This window comes from Dyadobacter sandarakinus (assembly GCF_016894445.1).
In the GTDB taxonomy this organism is placed as follows: domain Bacteria; phylum Bacteroidota; class Bacteroidia; order Cytophagales; family Spirosomataceae; genus Dyadobacter; species Dyadobacter sandarakinus.
In genome coordinates, this window is sequence record NZ_CP056775.1 from 1,906,990 (window position 1) to 1,925,971 (window position 18,982).

The 18,982-nt window shown below is 49.8% G+C and carries 12 protein-coding genes; 3 read left to right on the forward strand and 9 right to left on the reverse strand.

Annotated elements, in window-relative coordinates:
• Positions 1 to 23: 23 nt before the first annotated feature.
• Positions 24 to 587, reverse strand: a complete 564-nt coding sequence (locus tag HWI92_RS07530) for a cupin domain-containing protein (RefSeq protein ID WP_204662306.1) — start codon at positions 585 to 587, stop codon at positions 24 to 26.
• Between the two features lie 297 nt (positions 588 to 884).
• The gene (locus HWI92_RS07535) at positions 885 to 1,409 is read right to left on the reverse strand and encodes a DinB family protein (protein ID WP_204662309.1); all 525 of its coding nucleotides are present in this window, start codon (positions 1,407 to 1,409) and stop codon (positions 885 to 887) included.
• Between the two features lie 478 nt (positions 1,410 to 1,887).
• On the opposite strand from HWI92_RS07535, the gene HWI92_RS07540 reads away from it, so the two are divergent.
• The gene (locus tag HWI92_RS07540; protein WP_204662312.1) at positions 1,888 to 2,445 is read left to right on the forward strand and encodes a hypothetical protein; all 558 of its coding nucleotides are present in this window, start codon (positions 1,888 to 1,890) and stop codon (positions 2,443 to 2,445) included.
• 161 nt (positions 2,446 to 2,606) lie between these two features.
• Here the strand turns inward: HWI92_RS07540 and HWI92_RS07545 are convergent, their stop codons facing one another.
• Complete coding sequence (locus tag HWI92_RS07545) at positions 2,607 to 2,753, reverse strand: hypothetical protein (protein ID WP_204662315.1); 147 nt, start codon at positions 2,751 to 2,753, stop codon at positions 2,607 to 2,609.
• A 180-nt stretch (positions 2,754 to 2,933) separates the two neighbouring features.
• Between HWI92_RS07545 and HWI92_RS07550 the strand changes: the two genes are divergently transcribed.
• Together HWI92_RS07550 and HWI92_RS07555 are read left to right on the forward strand one after the other, a co-directional pair.
• Positions 2,934 to 3,341, forward strand: a complete 408-nt coding sequence (locus tag HWI92_RS07550; RefSeq protein WP_204662318.1) for a helix-turn-helix domain-containing protein — start codon at positions 2,934 to 2,936, stop codon at positions 3,339 to 3,341.
• 35 nt (positions 3,342 to 3,376) lie between these two features.
• Positions 3,377 to 3,700, forward strand: a complete 324-nt coding sequence (locus HWI92_RS07555) for a HigA family addiction module antitoxin (RefSeq protein WP_204662322.1) — start codon at positions 3,377 to 3,379, stop codon at positions 3,698 to 3,700.
• A gap of 143 nt (positions 3,701 to 3,843) precedes the next feature.
• On the opposite strand, the gene HWI92_RS07560 is transcribed toward HWI92_RS07555, so the two are convergent.
• The 6 genes from HWI92_RS07560 to HWI92_RS07585 all read right to left on the reverse strand — a co-directional run bounded on the left by HWI92_RS07560 (position 3,844) and on the right by HWI92_RS07585 (position 18,667).
• The gene (locus tag HWI92_RS07560) at positions 3,844 to 4,158 is read right to left on the reverse strand and encodes a helix-turn-helix transcriptional regulator (protein ID WP_204662325.1); all 315 of its coding nucleotides are present in this window, start codon (positions 4,156 to 4,158) and stop codon (positions 3,844 to 3,846) included.
• A gap of 2 nt (positions 4,159 to 4,160) precedes the next feature.
• On the reverse strand, positions 4,161 to 4,718 hold the full coding sequence (locus tag HWI92_RS07565; protein WP_204662328.1) for a hypothetical protein: 558 nt from the start codon (positions 4,716 to 4,718) through the stop codon (positions 4,161 to 4,163).
• Between the two features lie 291 nt (positions 4,719 to 5,009).
• The gene (locus HWI92_RS07570) at positions 5,010 to 9,263 is read right to left on the reverse strand and encodes a T9SS type A sorting domain-containing protein (RefSeq protein WP_204662330.1); all 4,254 of its coding nucleotides are present in this window, start codon (positions 9,261 to 9,263) and stop codon (positions 5,010 to 5,012) included.
• A 24-nt stretch (positions 9,264 to 9,287) separates the two neighbouring features.
• Entirely contained in the window at positions 9,288 to 13,571 is a 4,284-nt protein-coding gene (locus HWI92_RS07575) for a T9SS type A sorting domain-containing protein (protein ID WP_204662332.1), read from the reverse strand.
• Between the two features lie 439 nt (positions 13,572 to 14,010).
• Positions 14,011 to 15,045 (reverse strand): outer membrane protein assembly factor BamB family protein, encoded by a 1,035-nt coding sequence (locus HWI92_RS07580; RefSeq protein ID WP_204662334.1) that lies wholly within the window; start codon positions 15,043 to 15,045, stop codon positions 14,011 to 14,013.
• Positions 15,046 to 15,355: 310 nt separating this feature from the next.
• Positions 15,356 to 18,667 (reverse strand): CBM96 family carbohydrate-binding protein, encoded by a 3,312-nt coding sequence (locus HWI92_RS07585; RefSeq protein ID WP_204662336.1) that lies wholly within the window; start codon positions 18,665 to 18,667, stop codon positions 15,356 to 15,358.
• Positions 18,668 to 18,982 lie beyond the last annotated feature (315 nt).

Sequence of the window (18,982 nt, forward strand, 5' to 3'; positions counted from 1 at the left end):
CCTCTAAAATTCAGAAAAGCACGCTATATTTTCAATGGCGGCCCGACGACTTTCATTTCATTGGCCTCGAATATTTTGGCGACTTCTTCCTGCGAGGGTTCGTGATCCAAAGCTGCCATTTGTGTGAAGAAGTTTTCCAGTTTTCCGGCCGGCTGCAGGGTGACCAGCATTTTGCCTTTGGGGGATGCCTGCGTCCAGGCGTGCGGGACTTGGCGGGGAAGAAAGATGCTCTCACCTACGGTAAGGCTGAACCTTTCTTTGCCTACCAGAAACTCGTAAGCACCTTCGATCACATAAAAAACTTCGTCCTGCGCAGGGTGCACATGCAGCGGAGTGCCGCGGCCCTGGCTGAGGGAAGTTTGCTCAAACATCGCCAGCCCGCCATTTGTATCGCTGCCGGAAATCTTAATATCAAGCACATTTGCATTAACACCTTTCAACTGAATGTGGCCGTACTTGCGACCTTCGCCTGCTTTGGTTTTAAAAGCTTTTCCAATCTCCGCTGCCAGGCTCGCAACCTTGCCCCATACGACCGCAGGACATAAAGCAACCCCTGCGAGACTTCCGATAAATGCATGCCTTTTCATAGAACAGATCAGGTAAAAAGTGAGAAATTCCTGAACGAATGTGCTTTGTGTGAGGAAGATATGGAAGAACAAAGCTGCAAGACCCAATTTAACAACAAACCGTCTGATGTGTATTACCTATGAGTAAATTTAACTGTTTACGGAAATTTAGTTGGGACTTTCCCAGAGGCGATCCATTCAGCGGAGTAGATCCTCCGATCGTGCGAATCGCCTTTTTTGATACCTATGAAACAAACGGCGCCGCAACTAGAATCATGGGCACCAAGCTTTCACCAGTGCAATGGTTTCTGATTTCAATCATTTTGACAATCTCAGACCAAAATCATACCGCTTTTCAACCACCCGGCTTATCATTCCAATCTGCCCGCAGTGATACATGGTGTGTTTAATATTCCAATCGATTGCCTCGAATTTTGTGGTGGCAATGGGATGCGGCACGGGTGTGGGTTCCAATGGGTCGGCGAGCTCCGCAACTGACAGGGAGGACAGCACCTCGACAGACTTTTGCTGCATTACTTTCAGAGCTTCGTACAACCTTACCGGATCTACCTTTCCTACCGAAAGAGAGGGATTGGCTACCGTAAAAAGCTCGCTGTATTCCTTGATGGGAAGCTTTTGAAGCACATCCATTTGGTGGCCCCTGATGACCATGACCGAGTGAAAGTAGTGACTGACGATCAAATGCCCTACCTGCCAGTTGATGCTGGTATCCACAACGTCGGGAATGAGATCCCATTTACCTACCGGCACTGCATCAAGCAGCCGGTTTGTCCATTCGTAAGCATTGATTGTCTGTTGTATTAAAAGTTCGGGTTCTGTCATTGGAATAGGAAAGCTTGATTACAATTTTGATTTTGTCAAAGATCTGCTTCTTATATGTAGCATTCAACCTCCTTTTCCTCAAAACTGACATTTAGATATGTTCTTGCTTCGATATTTTTTATGGCTGGAAATGCCAGTCGGCAGGTATTAGATACACTTTTGGAAGGAAGTAATTCAAAACTCCACATCAGGATTGTCAAGGGAGAAAACACACCTATTCTCTTTGAATGCGGCGGCGGACTTGATGCATCACAGTGGGATTCTATTGCGCTCGTATTACATGATCAGCTTAAAGCCACAGCTCGCAGAAGACAGCTCTCACAGTATCGCGGATGACCAGCCGGGGCTGGTTATTAAATCAATTGGAGATTTCTATCGGGAACTCATTCATTGACCTAAGCTTGGTTAATAATGATACTTACTTTCTTTACCTTCAAAACTCAAAAGCCAACCTACCCTCAACTGGCAGCGCATCTCCATGAAGACCTTTGCTCATAGCCTTGCTTTTTCTTTACTGTTACTCCTTTCACTATCCTGCAAAAAGAAAGCTGAACCTGAGCCTCAACCTGAAATTGACAATCGTGTGAGAATTCCTGACACGGGTTTTGTTTTCGGAATGATTGAGAATAGCATATTTGAGATTACTCAACGACCTTCCTGCGACAGGGACGTGACGCTGAATCATATTAGTTTCCGGCTTCGTCCAGCCACAGCGGGAGAGTCCCCGGACGTGCAGGCATGCGGCGACATCAATCCAGCGGATGGAACGATGGTCACCGGGTCGGTGCTGGTCGCTGACGTTTCGTACTATTCGGGGCTTGTGCAGGTGTGGGTTGGAATTCAAAAGTCAGCTGGAAAAGGCAATGCGGCAAAGATCATTCTTTATGACCTCGACGGCAAGATTGTCGACACGACGCTTGTTCCAGCAGGCACAATGCATATGCCCATCTATTTGAAAAAGAACCTTTCCCGCCTCAAAGAAGTAGCAATTATTGCAACCAGGGACGTAAGCGTTTCAGACCTGGCTTTTTATTAAAAAATGCAAGAACTGCTACCTGATTAACTACATCGGCGAATCAAGTACCAAGCGACAGTTATGGACGCATTGCCGCAAACTCAGTAACCGCAAAGCTGCACTACCTGGCGATATGCAATATACCCGGCCTGCTAGCTGAAAAGCGAGCCCGTGTACATATCTCAAAGATCTTTAATCCATTGGGACGCGTCACCTTGCGAGGGAAGCTCTTTGACCTTGCTGCCGTAGGTGCGAATAAGCTGGTCGGCTGCTGCGGAATCCCCGGGCTCAGCTGCTTGTGGACTGTCTGTTTGCGGTTGTGTGCTCATTTAGTTGCATGTTAAGTGTGGTACAAGCCTTGCCTTTACGCTGACTGCAAAGCACCGATTGTTGCGCCCCGGTCTCAAAAACATAGCCAGGTAAATTACACCCCCGGGGCCTGTAAAATATCCGGCAACATCCCGGCAGATTTCCATAAATTGCCTTTTTAACCAAAAACCGATTTCAGCATGACACATACTACCTCCAACCCGAAGATTCACGAAGGCCGCAATTTGAAACGTTTCCGCGAGATGCTGGGGATCAAGCAGGACGCGCTCGCATTCGAACTTGGCGAAGACTGGAACCAGCAAAGAATTTCCGTTTTGGAACAACAAGAAAAGATCGATTCAGAGATTTTGGAGCAGGTTGCGGCTATTCTGAAGATTCCAGGCGAGGCAATTCGGAATTTTGATGAGCAACAGGCAATTAATATTATTTCCAACACTTTCGACAATGGATCGGCGATATACCAAACCAACAATAACCCGGTCGACAAACTAATGCAGCTTCATGAGGAGAAAATTGCTTTGTATGAGCGGATGTTGAAGGAGAAGGATGAGATGATGGAGCGGTTGGAGCAGTTGATTGGGAAATAGCAGGAAATAGCACACTATTAAACAGTAGGAATAATATGGCTTTATTTGATCCAGCCCATGCGGGCGGATTTATTCGAGAAACCCTGGACTGGATTTATCAGGAAACAGGGCAAAAATTTACAGTTGAGCAGGTTGCCGCAGTATTAGGGACAACCCATAAAACGTTGTCTCCGATTATTAATGGAAAATCTGCGGTGTCGCCGGAAATGGCAATTCGTTTAGGCGCGGCATTCCCTAACACGGACGCAGAGTTTTGGTTAGCCGTACAGAAAAACTATGATCTTGCACAGGCGAGGAAGCGGGTTGATGCTTCTAAAATTCGTGGGCTATGGGAGCCGAAGGTATTGCAGCAAGTATAATTTTTTTAATCTATTTAAACCTACGTTGTTTTCCGGCCAAATGCCTTGTATTCTATTTAGCCGATTAATAGGGTAATGTTGCATTCATGTTATAAGGGGTAGCATTTGAATTGTAGTTAATGGTAAATAATTATGCGTCGCAATTAGTTACCCACCTTAACCCCAATCAACTCCACTCCCAAAACCTCCTCAATCCGTACAATCGTCTCAATCGTAAAATTGCTGTTTCCTTTCACCCAGGAATTTACAGTCTGAGGTGTTACGTGCAATTTCTCTGCTAAATCCTTCTGGCTCATCCCAATGTGTCTCAACCGGGCGAGAATATTTACGGCAATAATCCTCGACTTTTCAAGTGCTTTCGGATTTTCAGCTTTACGCGCTGCGCGCTCTTTCCATTTGCTGGATTCAGCGGCCGTAACCGACTCCAATTTTTGCAATATATCTTCTCTTGTTTGCATAGTCATTCAAAATCAATGTATCCCCAATCCTCCACGGTTTCAATATTCATTTCTCTTAAAAACTTCACCAGCACTCCCTGCTTTTTGAGTTCCTCCTGCAAATGTTCACGCTCATTCATGGTTTTTGTCAGTTTGATGGCACTGCCGGAGATTACAAAAAATTCGTAGTGAAGTCGAACAGCATAAATTCTGAGCCATGATTTTGCGCCGGTTCCATAAGCTTTGCTCTTTTCATTTACGATTTTAATTCTCTCAGTTTTGTCAAGCGGCTTGAAAATATCTCCCAACCTTCTATCCAGAACCTGTCCTTGCGCCACACTTAATAATTGCCTTTCAAATGCATCGGCTTCTGACAGGGTGATCGAAATTGCCTGGTTTATTGAGCAGTAGCCGTAAAAATCTTTTACAAGATCCTGCCGATGTGTGGTAAAAAATGCATCCAAATACTCCGGATCGTTCCAGCAGTCAAATGCGCGGTCAAATTCGTTTTCCTCATTTCCTTCAAAACGCGCTGCCCACAGCGTTTCAGGTATAATACGGGTAAGCTCAACAATCTTCATGAATATTACCGCACGTTTGCGGCTCGATAATGTGTGTACAAACTCAAATGTATTCGTTTTCAAAGCTAGTAAAGTTTTAATCAAATCAGATTATAACCTTATTTTTAAATGCTGATGCAGGTTGATAGTAAAGTAGCTGTCTTGGGCAAAGTGCACTCTGACAATAAGTAAGCTAGACAGGTAATTAACAAAAGGAGTCATGCTCTATGACTCCAAAAACTCCCCCTTCCTAAGCCCCCGCATTCACTTAGGCTTATAAAAAAACAGATGCAGCAAGCTGCATCTGTTTCCCTACTCTTTCACAATCCGCACGACCTGCTTGCCTTTCGGATGCTCTATTTTTAACAAATAACTTCCCGAAGGATGATGCAGCATGTCCACTTCTGCGTCGGTTGCTGTAATGCTTTTTGTCCAGATCACCTGCCCGTTCGCGCCGTAGAGGGTCAGGGTACGCTTGTGGCTCGTTTTGAAATGCAGCTGTACGCGCTCCCGCGTCGGATTGGGTCCGAAGGTGATTGGCTCTGCAACCACTCCCGGTTCTTCTGCGCCCAGAATCACCGTCACCAACACCGACGATGGCTGGGTGACCATACCAATTCCGCATCCGTTGGACACCGACAGCAATTTGAAATAGGCGGAAGGCTCCTTGCTTGAAATGAGCAGGGTATCGGGCGAGCGGTCCGCATAGCGGGAAACTGCCCTGAGGTCATTCCCATAATCATACCGCCACGGCCCTGTGCCTGTGAGCAGTACCACTGCCCTAGCATTGCCGTTTTCATCCAGTAATGCTTCGCTGCCCGCAAAGGCTGCCGTCGCCTTGGTACCCGATCCCAGGCCAACCGGAGAGTCGGACGAAGCGGTATTGGCATCGCTCGCAGTGATGCGGATGCGGTACGTTTCCGTGGTCAAAAATCCGGAAGGCACCACGATTGCCAGCGGCGAAGCCTTGCCGGTGGAAGGCACGGTGGTCACGAGTTTGCCCTGACTGTCATAGAACCGGACCGAAAAACTGTTGTTTTGCGAGAAAGTACCCGAGGTCACGAAATAGACATTCAGTGTATCCTTTTCGCACAACATACTTTTGTTCAATCCGGTGACCCGTACAGTTCTGGCTGCGGCCGCGTTGACGGTCACGGTGGCACTGCCGGATACTTTTGCAGCACCGCAGGAGCCTGTTGCCGACCGGATCGAATAGGTAGTCGTCACGGAAGGTTTAACCGATGCATAGTAGGCCGTACCGCTTCCCCAGGACGAAAATGAAAACCGGGTACCATCGGACAAGACCACATCCAAAGGTATATTTCCTTCATTGGTCGCCCGGAAAAGCAGGTTTGCGGATTCCCCGGCATTGATCGTGGTGTTGCCGGTAAGCTCGATATCCGGCGTGGAAAGCAGCGTAATCAGCCGCGACTCGGACAGCTCCGAACCCGAAACTCCGCACACCAGCTGATACGACCCGCCCGGAAGTCCCGCAGGCATCGGGATGGTCATGGTGCCGGACACGGCATTTACCGACATGAGGTCAAACCGGGTATCATTCATGTTTTTCAAGAAAAAAACGATCTTTTCTCCCGGCGGAATATCGCCTGCAACTTTGTAAGTAACGTTCAGCCCCTGTCCGCTGCACAGGCTGGTTGCCTCAGTTTGAAAAGTCACGATTTGCGGCTTGATACGCACCGGCACACTGCCCGATACCGTGCCAAAACCGCATTGGTTGCTCACGGATTGCAGCTCAAAAACCGTCCCCTTGCTCAGCTGGTAAGATACCGAAGCCGGTGAAGTCGTCGCTGTAAAGTCTCCCCGGTCTTTTACGATTAATTCCCAGGGCCCCGCGCCTGTCAGGATGTAGTTGATGTAAACCGGTTGTCCGTAGTCGATCTCGGCATTGGACTGGTTATCGGAACTGAGCGTTGCGGTGGGTATTTTGTTTACATAAATCCTGTTACCCCCCGCGCTGATCCCCGCGTCTGTCATGATCCGTACAAAATACTCTCCCTCCATGGAAGCCGGAATGGTATATCTGAAATCTTCTACAACCGATTTCGTCGCGATGGTGGTGTAAGTGCTGGCATCCTTGCTGACCTGCAACAAATAGCTGGTACCTGCCGGAGCCACTCCGCCGCTGACTTCAAACCCGACCACTAGCTCCTGCCCTGCGCAGAAGGCTTTATCATCCGGAAAATATTTCATTGACAAATTATACCCTTTCCAGAACAGGTAGACCGTGTGGTTCACTTCCGTGGTACCGCAGGCATTGGTCAGCGATTTGAGCGTGAAAGCCACTACTTTCGACCGCGGCATTGCAGGACGGAAAGCATCATATTGCAAAACCTGTTCGAAGTGGTAATCTTTCGTACCGTCGGTATATTCAGCAGTGTAGGGCGAATAGCTGTTGAGCTGCGTGTAAATGTAAGGTCGCTCGTCCAGGTTGAAAACCCTCGGGCGATCGGCGCCGGGACCGCCCAGCTCTCCGGGATACAGCAGAACCGGCTTGGTATCAAAGATGATCGGCAGCTCCGAGCCGGCCTCCACCTGCGGCTGGGTAGACCTGATCAGGACACCTGAATATGCATTCTGGTTGAGCAGTGAAGCGGGTATTTTGTAGCGGCCCGGCTTGGTCACTGTAAGCCAGGGAGCGCCCGGATTGTCTCCCCGGATGATCTGAAATTCATTTCCGGCTGCAAATTTCCCGAAGGCCTCGAAGTACACTTCCACACTGTCCGGCCCGCACAGGTATTTTTGCGAAGACGGGTGCACGACGATCACCGGCTGCTGGCTGGTGTATGCATTGACTGTAAGGCTGACCTTAGCCGGTTCACTGTTGGTGTAGCAGCCATTGAATACGGATTTGGGGCCATAGGTGCCGGTAGCGGGCACGAAGATCTTTTGTCCCAGCGGAACGTATTCGGCCGAAGTACGGTATCCCTGCTCGTCCGTCACCGTATAGGGTGTGCCGCCGGAAACATGCAGATCATACTCATAATATTGCTTTCCGGTAAGGATAACACCCTGGCGCGATTCGTACGAAACCCTCGGGATACCCCTGATATTAAAGCCGGATACATACTCGGACACCAGCTCGGGACTGGTTGTGCGGATCCTGAAATATTTGATGTTGAAATAACCTTCGTCGATCCAGGTCTCTGGTGAATGCGGTATCAAAAACTCGATGGAATCATTGACTATTTTTCCTTCAAACTGGTAAAGTTTGTCTTTATAAGTACGTCCCTCGACGATAATTTTCGTGCTGGCGGTAAGAGCTGCATTGGTCACGAAAGGCAGCCGAAGGCGCTGGTTTTCACAAATTGACCACGTCTGCTCCCTCGCCGCATGGATCGCAATCCCGGGCGGGACGCGTGCTACCACGGTTTGCTTCGGCACATCGGTCGTCACGCCACAGGCAGTACGCAGCGAGCGGATGGAAAATATCTCGGTTTGAGTGGGATACACATTGATGTTCCGGTTGCCGTCGAGGAGGTAGGATTTTCCATTATTGAGCTCAATGGTATAGGGTTCCGGGCCCTCGATGGCAAACCGGAGATCAACCGCCTGACCGATCTGCACCGAGCCGCTCTGACTCTGAAAAGAAACGGTCGGTTTGTCGTAGATCGTGGCTGATTTGAGATACGAACTCACCAGCCCCGGCTTGTCCACGAGCACGGCGATATGGAAAGTGTTTGAGTACGACACCATTTTTTCAGGAATACGGGCTATCAGGACACCATCCGATTTCTTAGTAGCAGTTACTTCAAAAATCTGCTGCTCGCCGACATTGGGGTAAGGTTTGAAAAAACGCAGCCTGAACCTGGCCGACTCCGGGATCGCGCCTCCTGATACGGCATAACTCAGTTCGATATCCCCGCCTTCGCACAGCTTCGTCAGGTTATTCACCCGCAGCGGGGTGATCGTAATAGGATTCACCACCACAGGCACTTTTCCCGAAAAAGGCACCGGCACATGGCAACTGTTTACCGCCCTGACGATAAAGATTTCAGTTGTTTTGGAAGCCACCAGACTGATCGCCTGCTGGTAGTAATTCGAGGGGCCAATCTCCTGCACCGAGCTGTCACTCAGCGTGACGGTCACCGGGTTGTTGGAGTTCATATTTACATTCAACGTGTACCCCATCCCTGCATTCAGCGTGTCGGAAGTACCCACGGGCCGGGCGAGGGAAATCTCGCCACGGGTAAACCAGTTGTTGGAATAAATGCTGGCAGGAGAAACCGGGCTGGTGGTCAGTATGCGGTATTTGATCCGGTTGTAATTCTCCGCTACATCCCCTCCGATATCGAAAAGCAGGGCACCGTACTTCAAAACTGCCTCATAGCGCGCCAGCGGCTGGTCGGAATCATACGACAGCAGTTCGACATAAAAACGATTGTCGGCATTGAAGCTGCCGATCACCTGAACCGGAATCCTGCCCTGGGTATTGGCGCAAAGCTTGCTGTCGTATGAATTAACCGGGATGATCTGAGGGGTTACCACCTGCGCAGCGGTAACATAGCCGAGCAGGCATAGCCCGGCCAGTAAACTTTTAAATTTCATTTTGAAGAGGTAGTGATAGATATTCTAGAATTTCACAATGCGGTAGGTGGCCGCGGATCGGTTTCTTTTGACTTGTAAGAGGTACACGCCTGCCGGGACTGCTGACAAATCGATGTTGACGGTCTTATCAGCATATTTTCCTGAAAAAACCTGCTGCCCAGCGACGTTCAGCAGTTCGATTGTGCGCGGCGCGGCATGCTCAAACCGGATTGTCAATGCATGGCTTGCAGGATTGGGGCCGAAGGTAATCTGCTCCCCTGCCGGCTCGGCAGCCGTGATGAGCTCGATGCGGAAAGTCGATGGCTCGTCGATGGTGCCGGGGCCGCATTCATTAGTGAGTTCCGAGATCCTGTACGTAGCCACTGGGCTCACGGGCATCAATGCGATTGTATCCGAAGATCTGACAGCATTACGGTACCGGACAAAATTATCGTCCCCGAACCGGTAGGAAACCGGACTGCTGCCTTCCAGGCCTATCACCACATTTACAACCTGTCCGGGCTGGTAGGTCACCGATGGCGTCAATACTTTGCCCCGTGCCCGCGCCCCGATCCGCAGGACCTCGGCAAAGGTTCCGCCGCTCACATTCGGTTCCTTAGAATTGAGGCGAATGCGGTAAAAGTTCGATGCGGTGGTACCAGCCGGGATGATCGCCGTCACGGGTGAGAACTGGCCGGTGGTGGGCAGTGAAACAAAGTTTTTACCCGTACTATCCGACAGCTGCACCTCGTAGCCGGCTGTATTCGTCTGGTTTCCCTGTAAGTCAAAATAAATCCGTACCGTATCCGCACTGCAGACGTTTGATCTCCGCAACCCCTCTACACTACGAACGGAAATCCATTGCGCCAGGCGGGGCTGGACCGTCACCGTAGCTGATCCCGAAACTTTGCCCGAGCCGCAGACGGACTGGACAGGCTTTAAAGTGTAGGTGGTCGTCGCGGCTGGTGATACGATGATTTTGGTAATCCCGCCCGGGTAGGCCGCGGTATGATTGTATGTTTTGCCGTCGGAAAGCTCGAATGCGGTATTGTAGGCAAATGAAGAATTGGCACGCACAAATAAGGTCGTAGGTTCCCCGGCGGTAATGGTGTTATCGCCATAAATCGTCATGTCGGGTGTTGCAAAAAGCTGATACTCCAGTGATTTTGAGATTTCCATGGAGACGATCTCTGCTTTGATCGCAAACCGCTGACCCGGGATATTGCCAGGTACCGTCAGCTCGATCCGCCCGGAAGTCCGGTTCACAGAATCCAGTTTTACAGCAGCATTTTTTTCATTTACAACCGAAAAAATCAGGTAGGTACCCGCAGGCAGGCTGGCACCCCTCAACGCAAAATCGACATTCACCTTTTGTCCCGGACACACCGCCGGGTCAGCATTGGCGGGAAATTTACTGATCTCCAGCGTTGCTTTGACACTGACCTGCACGGTGCCGGATGCGGTACCATAACCACAGGAATTCCAGACTTTCGCGATTGAAAAAGTTTGCGGGGCCGTGATCGTGGGGGCATACTGGCCGTAACGGCTCGTCGTCCGCTGCAATACGCCGTCGCTGAAAAGGATTCCCCATGGATCGCTGCCCGTCAGGTTGGCTGTCAAAACAACCGGGGTACCATACGGCACAGTTGCATTTGAGCCCCCCTCCACCGGGTAGGTCACGCTGAGTGTAGCCGTGGGCGCCTCCCCAATCAGGATGTTCCTGACGTTTGAATAAATGTTATCGGATGAATAAATCCGTGCATAATAATTTCCTGCCGGCAATGCAGGCACCGTAAAGCCGATCATCCGGGTGTCGGTCGCCGATGCTACGTCGGTATAGGAACCGGCCTCTCCCGACTTCGAGAGCTGCAAAGTGAATTTTGTTCCCGGCCGGGGTGCTCCGCTTTCGAAACCAAACCTCACCTGAGCTTCCGACCCTGCGCAATGCCAGAAAGTTTCCGAGGGATTTTGCTCGATCTTGTACGCGATCCCACGGAAGTAGGACGAGATCTCGCCGTTCCAGGTACCACAGGAATTTGTGATGGATTTAAGTTTAAACTCGGTTGTTTTTTCATGCTGTAAAGGCAGATTCACTTCATACATCCCATTGTGATCCAGGGTGACCCGATTGTCTACGCCGTCAATGGAATAAACGGCTGCTGACCGGCCACTTCCGCCAATCACGACCGCATGCACTTCTCCAAGATACATGACGGTGGGGTTCTGCATGCTTGTTTCCGGTGAAATCTGCGGTTTGCGTGGAGGAATGCCCAGGTCAAATCGCTCGGTTTCCGAAACGAGCCGCGGCAGCGACGAGTCCAGTTGCAGGCTTGCGGTGTAGACCTCACCCTCCCTTTTGGGTAAAACTATCTTGTAAATACCCGGCTTGGTAACATTCCGGATCGGGTACGTGGTGCTCTGGGCGTCGCGGAGGTACGACAATGTAAATACATTTCCGGCCTCGAACCTGCCGCTGAATGCCAGCTCCACCTCGACGCTGTCGCCTGAGCAGTACGTTTTTTTAATCAGCCTGGCCATCAATGCGGGCGTGGTACCTGCCGGATCCGCAACCTTCACGGGGAACGTGGGCGGGTTCGTATTGGAAAAACAGGAATTAGACAGTTTGACGAGCCTGAAAGTCGTGTCACGTTTTACAAACTGCTCAAACCATACGTTCCGGTAATCGTAAGTCGCCTTGGATCCGTCGGCCTGTTCCAGGGTATAGGGTCCTCCGCCAAAAACGTCAAAATCCAGCCGGATCTTGGACGGGAAGGGCACGCTTTGTTTCGAGTTGGCACTCAAAACCATGACGGGCGGGCTCTGGAATTCCATCGAAATGCTTGGCGAGGTCAATGCAGGGTTGGCCGACTCCACGGTTATGCCCCAGATCTCACCATAATCGAGGTCGCGGTCTGCGCTCGTATTTTTAGGTACCGTAAATTCCAGTGAATCGCCGGCCAGCCTGGCTGCAAACCGAATCTTTTTGCCGGAATACGTCTGGGCTGCTACCATGTAAGTAGTTTGGGCCGAAACGCCATTGGCCCGAAAACCAAGCCGCGCTGTTTGTCCCTCACAGATGGTCCTCACCGGAACGCTAGAAGTCGGCCCGGCCAGCACAAGACTTGGCCTCACCGTGATCGTGACAGGAGTATTCGGCGGATTCTGGATGATACCACAGCCCGATTCAAATGTTTTTACCTGGTAGCTGGTCGTTTTCTCAGGACTTACTGCTTTCTGGTATTCCATTACTTCACCATTGGTCATGGTGATCTTGAATGGCGGCAACCCGGTAGGATTTCCGGACAGGTAAATGACCTCGCCAATATCCATAGCGGTAGTTTCGGCTTGCAGACTGAATGTAGGTTTAGGCGACAAGTTTACCACCAGTGCCTTGTTGAACGACACTGCCGACGGGCTTTCGGTCACGATGCCAAAGTAGGTGCCATAGTTCACCAGCTGACCCGGCAGCTCGTCGGGAATGCGCGCAGTGAGCTCATTTTTACCGGTCAGTGTTGCGGGAATGTCCACATATTGGTAGGAGTCGATGTAAATATTATCGCCTGCCAGCCTGATTTTGAATTTGGTATCAGGACTAAAATTTCCGCCGTCGGTATTGAACCGGACCTTGATTTCGCTGCCCAGGCAAGGCTGGCCGGGACTGACGGCGACCGGCATAAAATCAAAATTGTTAACCTTCAATGCTACCTGACCACTTGTGGGCAATGGTCCGCAGACATTGGATGCCTCTTTGATGGAATAAACACCGGCACGGGTCCTGGGCAGGGTCACCACCGTGGGATAAGGTCCATTCCAGCCACTGGCGTAAATGAGCTCAAACTTCTCCCCGGTGCTGAGCGTCACGCTGCCCGGAGAAGGCGGCGTAGTAATAAGCGAAAGCGAAACCTGATCGGTAGAATTGACGGTGTCGGCGCTGAAACCCCAGCGTGAGGTGAGCTGTACCGATGCTTTGGTCAGTGCCCGCATCGGGTAGCTGCTCTCCGTTTCTGTTTTCGGGTTGGAGCTGATAATTTTCAGTGCAAAGTTCTCACTATTGGCGAGTGCCGGGTCTTTCAGGATGGTGACCAGCCTGGTGCCCCTGAGCTCGGCGGGATACTCCCACCGTTCGGCTCCGTTGTTTCCAAAGCGGGACGCTTCCACGGTAAATTTATTGCCGGCGGGAAAAGTACCCCTGATATCGACGTCTATACTCAGTTCAGTGCCGAGGCAATAGTTTTCCGAATTGATCCTGATAATGCTCAGGCTGGGAGTTTGGGCGAATGCGGAAAATGAAAAAAGGGATAACAGAAAAACGCGTAAAATTTTATTCATGAAGTTAGAGGAGGTTGTTTGAGCCCAGCCGAAAAACCGGAACTAGATTGCCTATGCAATTTCCCGGTTTCCACGGATTAAAGCAACTGAAAATTGTCCTATTCGTTAGTTTAACATGCTGTCATAATATATAGGGTGATAAAGTCTGTCCTTCCGTTTTCGCTTTGGTAAAAAACCTTATCTGTGTTTAAAATGATTAATGCATTTTCCATCCTGATTATATCATGTGATTACTGTTATAAATGAACCATAATACGCAACATGTATGTGGCTTGTTAATAGACTTTTAAGTAATATGGAAACGTTCAAACTGGATTCCCGTTAAACTTTGTTCGGCTATTCGAAGGCAGCTGCTATTAAATAGCGAAAAAAGAAATAGCGTGAATCAAGCGTTTTTGTATTTGGGTTTTACATAAACAACCAAATTCCTCATCACAGACTATTCTTGTGCGCCGCTGATTCCGGAGTGATACACTTTTCCGCTCTTCATGAGCACGCACGGAGAAGAAATAGTGCTGTTGGTTGAATTATAGGACTGCCAGTTTCTGACGCCCGTAGCAGCATCAAGTGCATACAGGACCAATCCGGGAAAGTTGCAATTATATACGACACCACCGGCCACGGTCGGGCTTGAAAAGACAATGAGAAACATCATGTATTCCCACTTTTTCAATCTGGTGGTCACGTCAACTGCATTCAGCTTATTATCGTCGATGGTGGCGAAGTACACGATTCCATCACGGACGGTTGGGCTTGTAACGCTGTTGTAAGTGTTATATTCCCATTTTATGGATCCGGTGACTGCATCCACCGCGTACAATTTTCGGCTGCGGGACAGCGCATATACCACACCGTCGGCAACTGTGGGAGACGAAGCGACACCGGAACCTTTCAGCGCTTCCCATTTTTTTGCGCCGGTTGCCGCATCAATGGCTACAAGTTTTTCACCATCGCCTGAGTACACGAGACCAGCGGAAAATGTTGGGCTTATTTGCGGATTAGTACTCGACCAGCCCATTGTAAACGCCCATTTTTTAGCGCCGGTGGCTGCATCCAGTGCGTAAAGATTATTATCCCGGCTTCCTGCGTATACCACGCCGTTCACCACCATCGGACTCGATGAAACACCTCCATCCGTTGCAAATTCCCATTTTTTGGTGCCCGTAGCTGCATCTACTCCGTATACTTTTCCATCATCACTTCCGATATAAACCATTCCGTTGGCAACCATCGGGCTTGAACGAATCATGTCGTTAGTGGAAAACTCCCATTTTTTCGTTCCGGTCGCAGCATCAAAGGCATGCAGCTTTTTATCATTACTCCCCACATATACAATCCCATTTGCCACGGTGGGACTGGAATGAATTTCTCCTCCCGTCGCCGACTCCCATTTCTTCGCTCCCGTGGCTGCATCCAGTGCGTACAAGTTATGATCATAATTACCCACAAATACAGTTTCGGCAACATCCGGCATGGGGTCAGGCTCAGGTTCAGGAGCAGTTTTCTGCTTGCAAGATGTAAAGCTGTATATGATTATGACGACGTTTAATATGTGAACAAACCTCATTAATTCGATTGGATAAATATATAATTCTACAAATTAATTCAAAAAACTACACACCTTACCTATCCCACCTATTAATTATCATGACGCATAGTGATGCAAAAACGATTAGGATATGAATGGCTGAGTGTACTGTGCGAATTATGCTTTCCTGGTTCAATGCATTGACACCGGAAAGTTCATCTGAAATACATTTTGGCGGTCATAGTGAGCGCATTTTCTACTGAATAATCAGCAACTTATGCGTTTCCGTAAATATCGTCGACCGCACGTTGATAAGGTAAATGCCAGGCTTAACACCCAAAGGAGTCAGATCGATCTCTGCTTTGCTACCGGGAATAATGTCTTTCGGCAAATGAAGCCGCATACTTTTTCCTGATACATCAATCAGTTCAGCTGACAGATTGGAGTCGTGCTTATTGCCAATTTCCAGGGTGAAACTTTTCTGTGCCGGATTTGGGTAAACTGCTGTTTTTTTGACGTCAATATGAGATGACAGTACAGGAATTTCAGAACCGATGCGCGCAGTTAAGGCATACGGGGCATTGGTGTAGATCACCAGCTGCGGGCGATACCTGCCCTCTTTGCTTTCAAATGTAAGTTTCTGGTTTGTGCTCCTGATGTCCCTGAGCATAAAAGTGGCCACTTTGTCACCTGCCTGCTCGGCGCGCACGAATCCGGTTACATCCGTTTCATAATAGTTGTTGGAGTCGTAGCTCGAACTGATGTTGGTTGAGCCGATCGGCTGGCTTGTTTGGGCCGGCGCATTGTTCCAGGTGATGCCGTTTTCTGTCCAGCTATCATTCTGAAGCCCAAAAACGGAGAGTGTGACGTAATCCGATTTCTGATACTCCACATTTCCACCATACATGCCGAGCTTGGCCAGCGTAATATCCGGAAAGTCACCCAAACCGAATTTAAGATAGCTGTTTCTTAATACATCGTTACCAACGCCGGTTTTGACGATCAAACCCGGGTCGCTGCCAAAATTGGTATTTGCAAACTTCCCGTCGTTGACATAGGCGTCGGCGAGCAGCGGCAACTCTATTCTGGCCAGCCGCTCTACCAGGATGACCTCGATGGCGGCGATCCTGGGCATATCCGCAGCCCCGGAAAGGAAGTTGATGTTGATCACGTTATCCGTAACAGTCACCGGAGTGGTTTCCTGAATGGCCCGCATGGGACCGCCTGCCCGGGCAAAAATGTCATAATTGGTAAGCCTGCGCTGGCCCTCGATATCGACATGAAACCGGCGCTTTCCTACACCTGCCGGGCCTCTTCCCGCTACGCCGAACCAGGTTTCGGCAAAATGCAGCACTACCCGGTAATTACCGTTCCGGACAGGAATTCTGTAATCAAAGTAAGGCGAGCAGCGGCCGGTGCGGTAGAGCTCATCGTCACTGGTTTCGGCAATATCACCCTCCGGAACGGTACTGACGCGAATGGAGCCGTCGTAGTAGTTATCCGCAATGAAGCTGCGGCCGTCGGCTGTATTAAGATCTGGTCCGGCTGCATTGATCCGTATCGTTTCTATATCGGATCTTTCGGACACTGTCACGGTCATCGCCTGTTCATCGGAAAGTACCGGCGGCCCACTGGTGACACCTTTAATGTTAAAAGTGTATGTTCCGGCCATGTTCGGCGTCCACTCGAACAAGCCTGTTGAGGGGTTGATCATCGCGCCTGCAGGGCTGTCGGTGAGGGAGTAAGTAACGGTTTGGCCAGGTCCTGCATTTCCTGAAATTTCGAGGCTGATGGGTTGATCCACTAACAGTGACCTATCTGCTACATTTTCCAGGCGAAACCGGGTGGTGGCTTCCCGGGCATGTAATGTTACCTGCAGGATCGCCCGCTCGTAGCCGGGAGCGGATGCCGTGACCAGGGTTTCCGAGGTTGCATTCCAGACAATGCCAGATGCTGAAAGCCCGAATTGCAGAGGGCCCGTACCAGGATCAGGGACCACCAGCCAGTTGGATCCTTCACGTACGCCCAGGCTGACGACCGGTGCACCGGCATTGCCCGTAAGGGTTACTGTTTGTGGCGGAGGCAGCGGATTGTTGCGCGTAGCTTCAAAAGTCAGGGTTTGATTAGAAAACATCAGTTTTCTGTCTGATCCCTCCGGCGTTAATTTGACAAGCCAAAAATCCTGGGCACCGTTATTGTCCTGGGTTTTGTCTCCTGAGGCTATCCCCGTATCTGTATCGCCTGCAACAAGATAGCCTCCATCGGGTGTTTGTAACACGCAGCTCAGATAGTCACTAACGGAGGTTCCCAAGGTTTTGTCCCATATTTTTGTGCCGTCAGAAGTAACTTTTACCACCCAGTAGTCACTAAGACCTTTTTTGGGCTGTGTTTTATCCACGCCGGCTCCGGACTCTGAATAACCTGCCAGAATATATCCTCCGTCGGCCGCCTGCGTTACTGATTTCAGGTATTCTGCTTCATAGCCGCCGATCGTTTTGTCCCACTGAAATGTTCCGTCTGATGTAACCTTCACAATCCAGTAATCGTAGCTGCCCCTCCTGCTATTTTCGGATTTTTCTCCTGATTTCAGGGAAGAGGAAGTACCTCCCAGCAGGTAACCGCCGTCGGCTGTTACCGTTACTGCAGTACATTCGTCTATGTTACTGCCACCATAGGCTTTGTCCCATTGTTTGGTGCCGTCTGATGAAAGTTTAACAAGCCAGTAATCCGCATTTCCCCTCCTTTCCGCAGACTTGCTCGTGCTGACGGGCGAGCTGGACGTACCAGCCAGGATATATCCTCCATCCGCAGTTTGCTTCACAGAGGCAACCCGTTCCTGCAAAGATCCACCGATAGCTTTGTCCCACTCTTTGGTACCGTCAGCTGTAATTTTGACCACCCAGAAATCCGTCAGGCCTTTGGATCGTTGCGACTTGTCGCCGCTGTTGCTGGAATTGGAATTCCCTGCCAGTATATACCCGCCATCACTGGTTTGCGCCATGGATTTCAAATCGTCAGTTACCGTCCCTCCAATGGTTTTATCCCACTGTTTGGTGCCGTCCGCAGCTAGTTTTACAATCCAGTAGTCTTTCCTTTTGTTGCCATCTGACGCCTGATCGTTCCAGGCATCCTGGGATTTCTCTCCGCTTACATTAGACCACGACGTACCCCCTGCGAGGTAGCCTCCATCCGAAGTGGTGATGATCGTGGTTAACTGATCCTGACTATCTCCCCCAAGCGTTCTGTCCCATTGCTTGCTACCGTCTGCGCCGATTTTCACGATCCAGTAATCACCGAAAGTGTAGGGAGTCTGGGCGGCAGGTCCACGGTTTGGCTGACTTTTTTCACCCGAAATGCCCGAATTGGAGTTGCCAGCCAGTATATACCCGCCATCCGGAGTGGCAATCATGGTAGCCAGACGCTCAGCCATATTACCTCCGTACTTCTTATCCCATTCAATACCGGGCTGCGCAAAGAGCAGGGTGGCGGGGCTCAGGAATAACAGGATGCAAACAAGTGCAAGTCTTTGAATGGATTGTAAAGGGTGGTGGATAAAGGTTGTTCTCATTTCTATGATCATTTTTTACCATTAGACGGAACAACATCCTACATACTGGCCACGTGGGAGATATTTACAATAAAAAGGCGTCATCTTCCGATACGAGCACCTGTATGTCTTTCCTTATAAAGTTGTTACGGGTTAATTTCCAGGTACCTACCAGACTCTTTATGATGCATCTGACATGCGAGAGAAATCACTTTAAGCTTTTCAAATTGTAAATGGATCTATTGAACAATGGTTTGGGATTTGATTTTCATCAATAAGTTCGGCTTCCCGACGCGCTCCCCCCGGCTTTTTTTGAAAATCCGCTTTTTCATCTAG

What these genes read in the sequence shown, in the direction of transcription:
- HWI92_RS07530 (WP_204662306.1), bottom strand. Translation starts at nt 587, where the DNA reads ATGAAAAGGCATGCATTTATCGGAAGTCTCGCAGGGGTTGCTTTATGT.
- HWI92_RS07535 (WP_204662309.1), bottom strand. Translation starts at nt 1,409, where the DNA reads ATGACAGAACCCGAACTTTTAATACAACAGACAATCAATGCTTACGAA.
- HWI92_RS07540 (WP_204662312.1), top strand. Translation starts at nt 1,888, where the DNA reads ATGAAGACCTTTGCTCATAGCCTTGCTTTTTCTTTACTGTTACTCCTT.
- HWI92_RS07545 (WP_204662315.1), bottom strand. Translation starts at nt 2,753, where the DNA reads ATGAGCACACAACCGCAAACAGACAGTCCACAAGCAGCTGAGCCCGGG.
- HWI92_RS07550 (WP_204662318.1), top strand. Translation starts at nt 2,934, where the DNA reads ATGACACATACTACCTCCAACCCGAAGATTCACGAAGGCCGCAATTTG.
- HWI92_RS07555 (WP_204662322.1), top strand. Translation starts at nt 3,377, where the DNA reads ATGGCTTTATTTGATCCAGCCCATGCGGGCGGATTTATTCGAGAAACC.
- HWI92_RS07560 (WP_204662325.1), bottom strand. Translation starts at nt 4,158, where the DNA reads ATGCAAACAAGAGAAGATATATTGCAAAAATTGGAGTCGGTTACGGCC.
- HWI92_RS07565 (WP_204662328.1), bottom strand. Translation starts at nt 4,718, where the DNA reads ATGAAGATTGTTGAGCTTACCCGTATTATACCTGAAACGCTGTGGGCA.
- HWI92_RS07570 (WP_204662330.1), bottom strand. Translation starts at nt 9,263, where the DNA reads ATGAAATTTAAAAGTTTACTGGCCGGGCTATGCCTGCTCGGCTATGTT.
- HWI92_RS07575 (WP_204662332.1), bottom strand. Translation starts at nt 13,571, where the DNA reads ATGAATAAAATTTTACGCGTTTTTCTGTTATCCCTTTTTTCATTTTCC.
- HWI92_RS07580 (WP_204662334.1), bottom strand. Translation starts at nt 15,045, where the DNA reads ATGCCGGATGTTGCCGAAACTGTATTTGTGGGTAATTATGATCATAAC.
- HWI92_RS07585 (WP_204662336.1), bottom strand. Translation starts at nt 18,667, where the DNA reads ATGAGAACAACCTTTATCCACCACCCTTTACAATCCATTCAAAGACTT.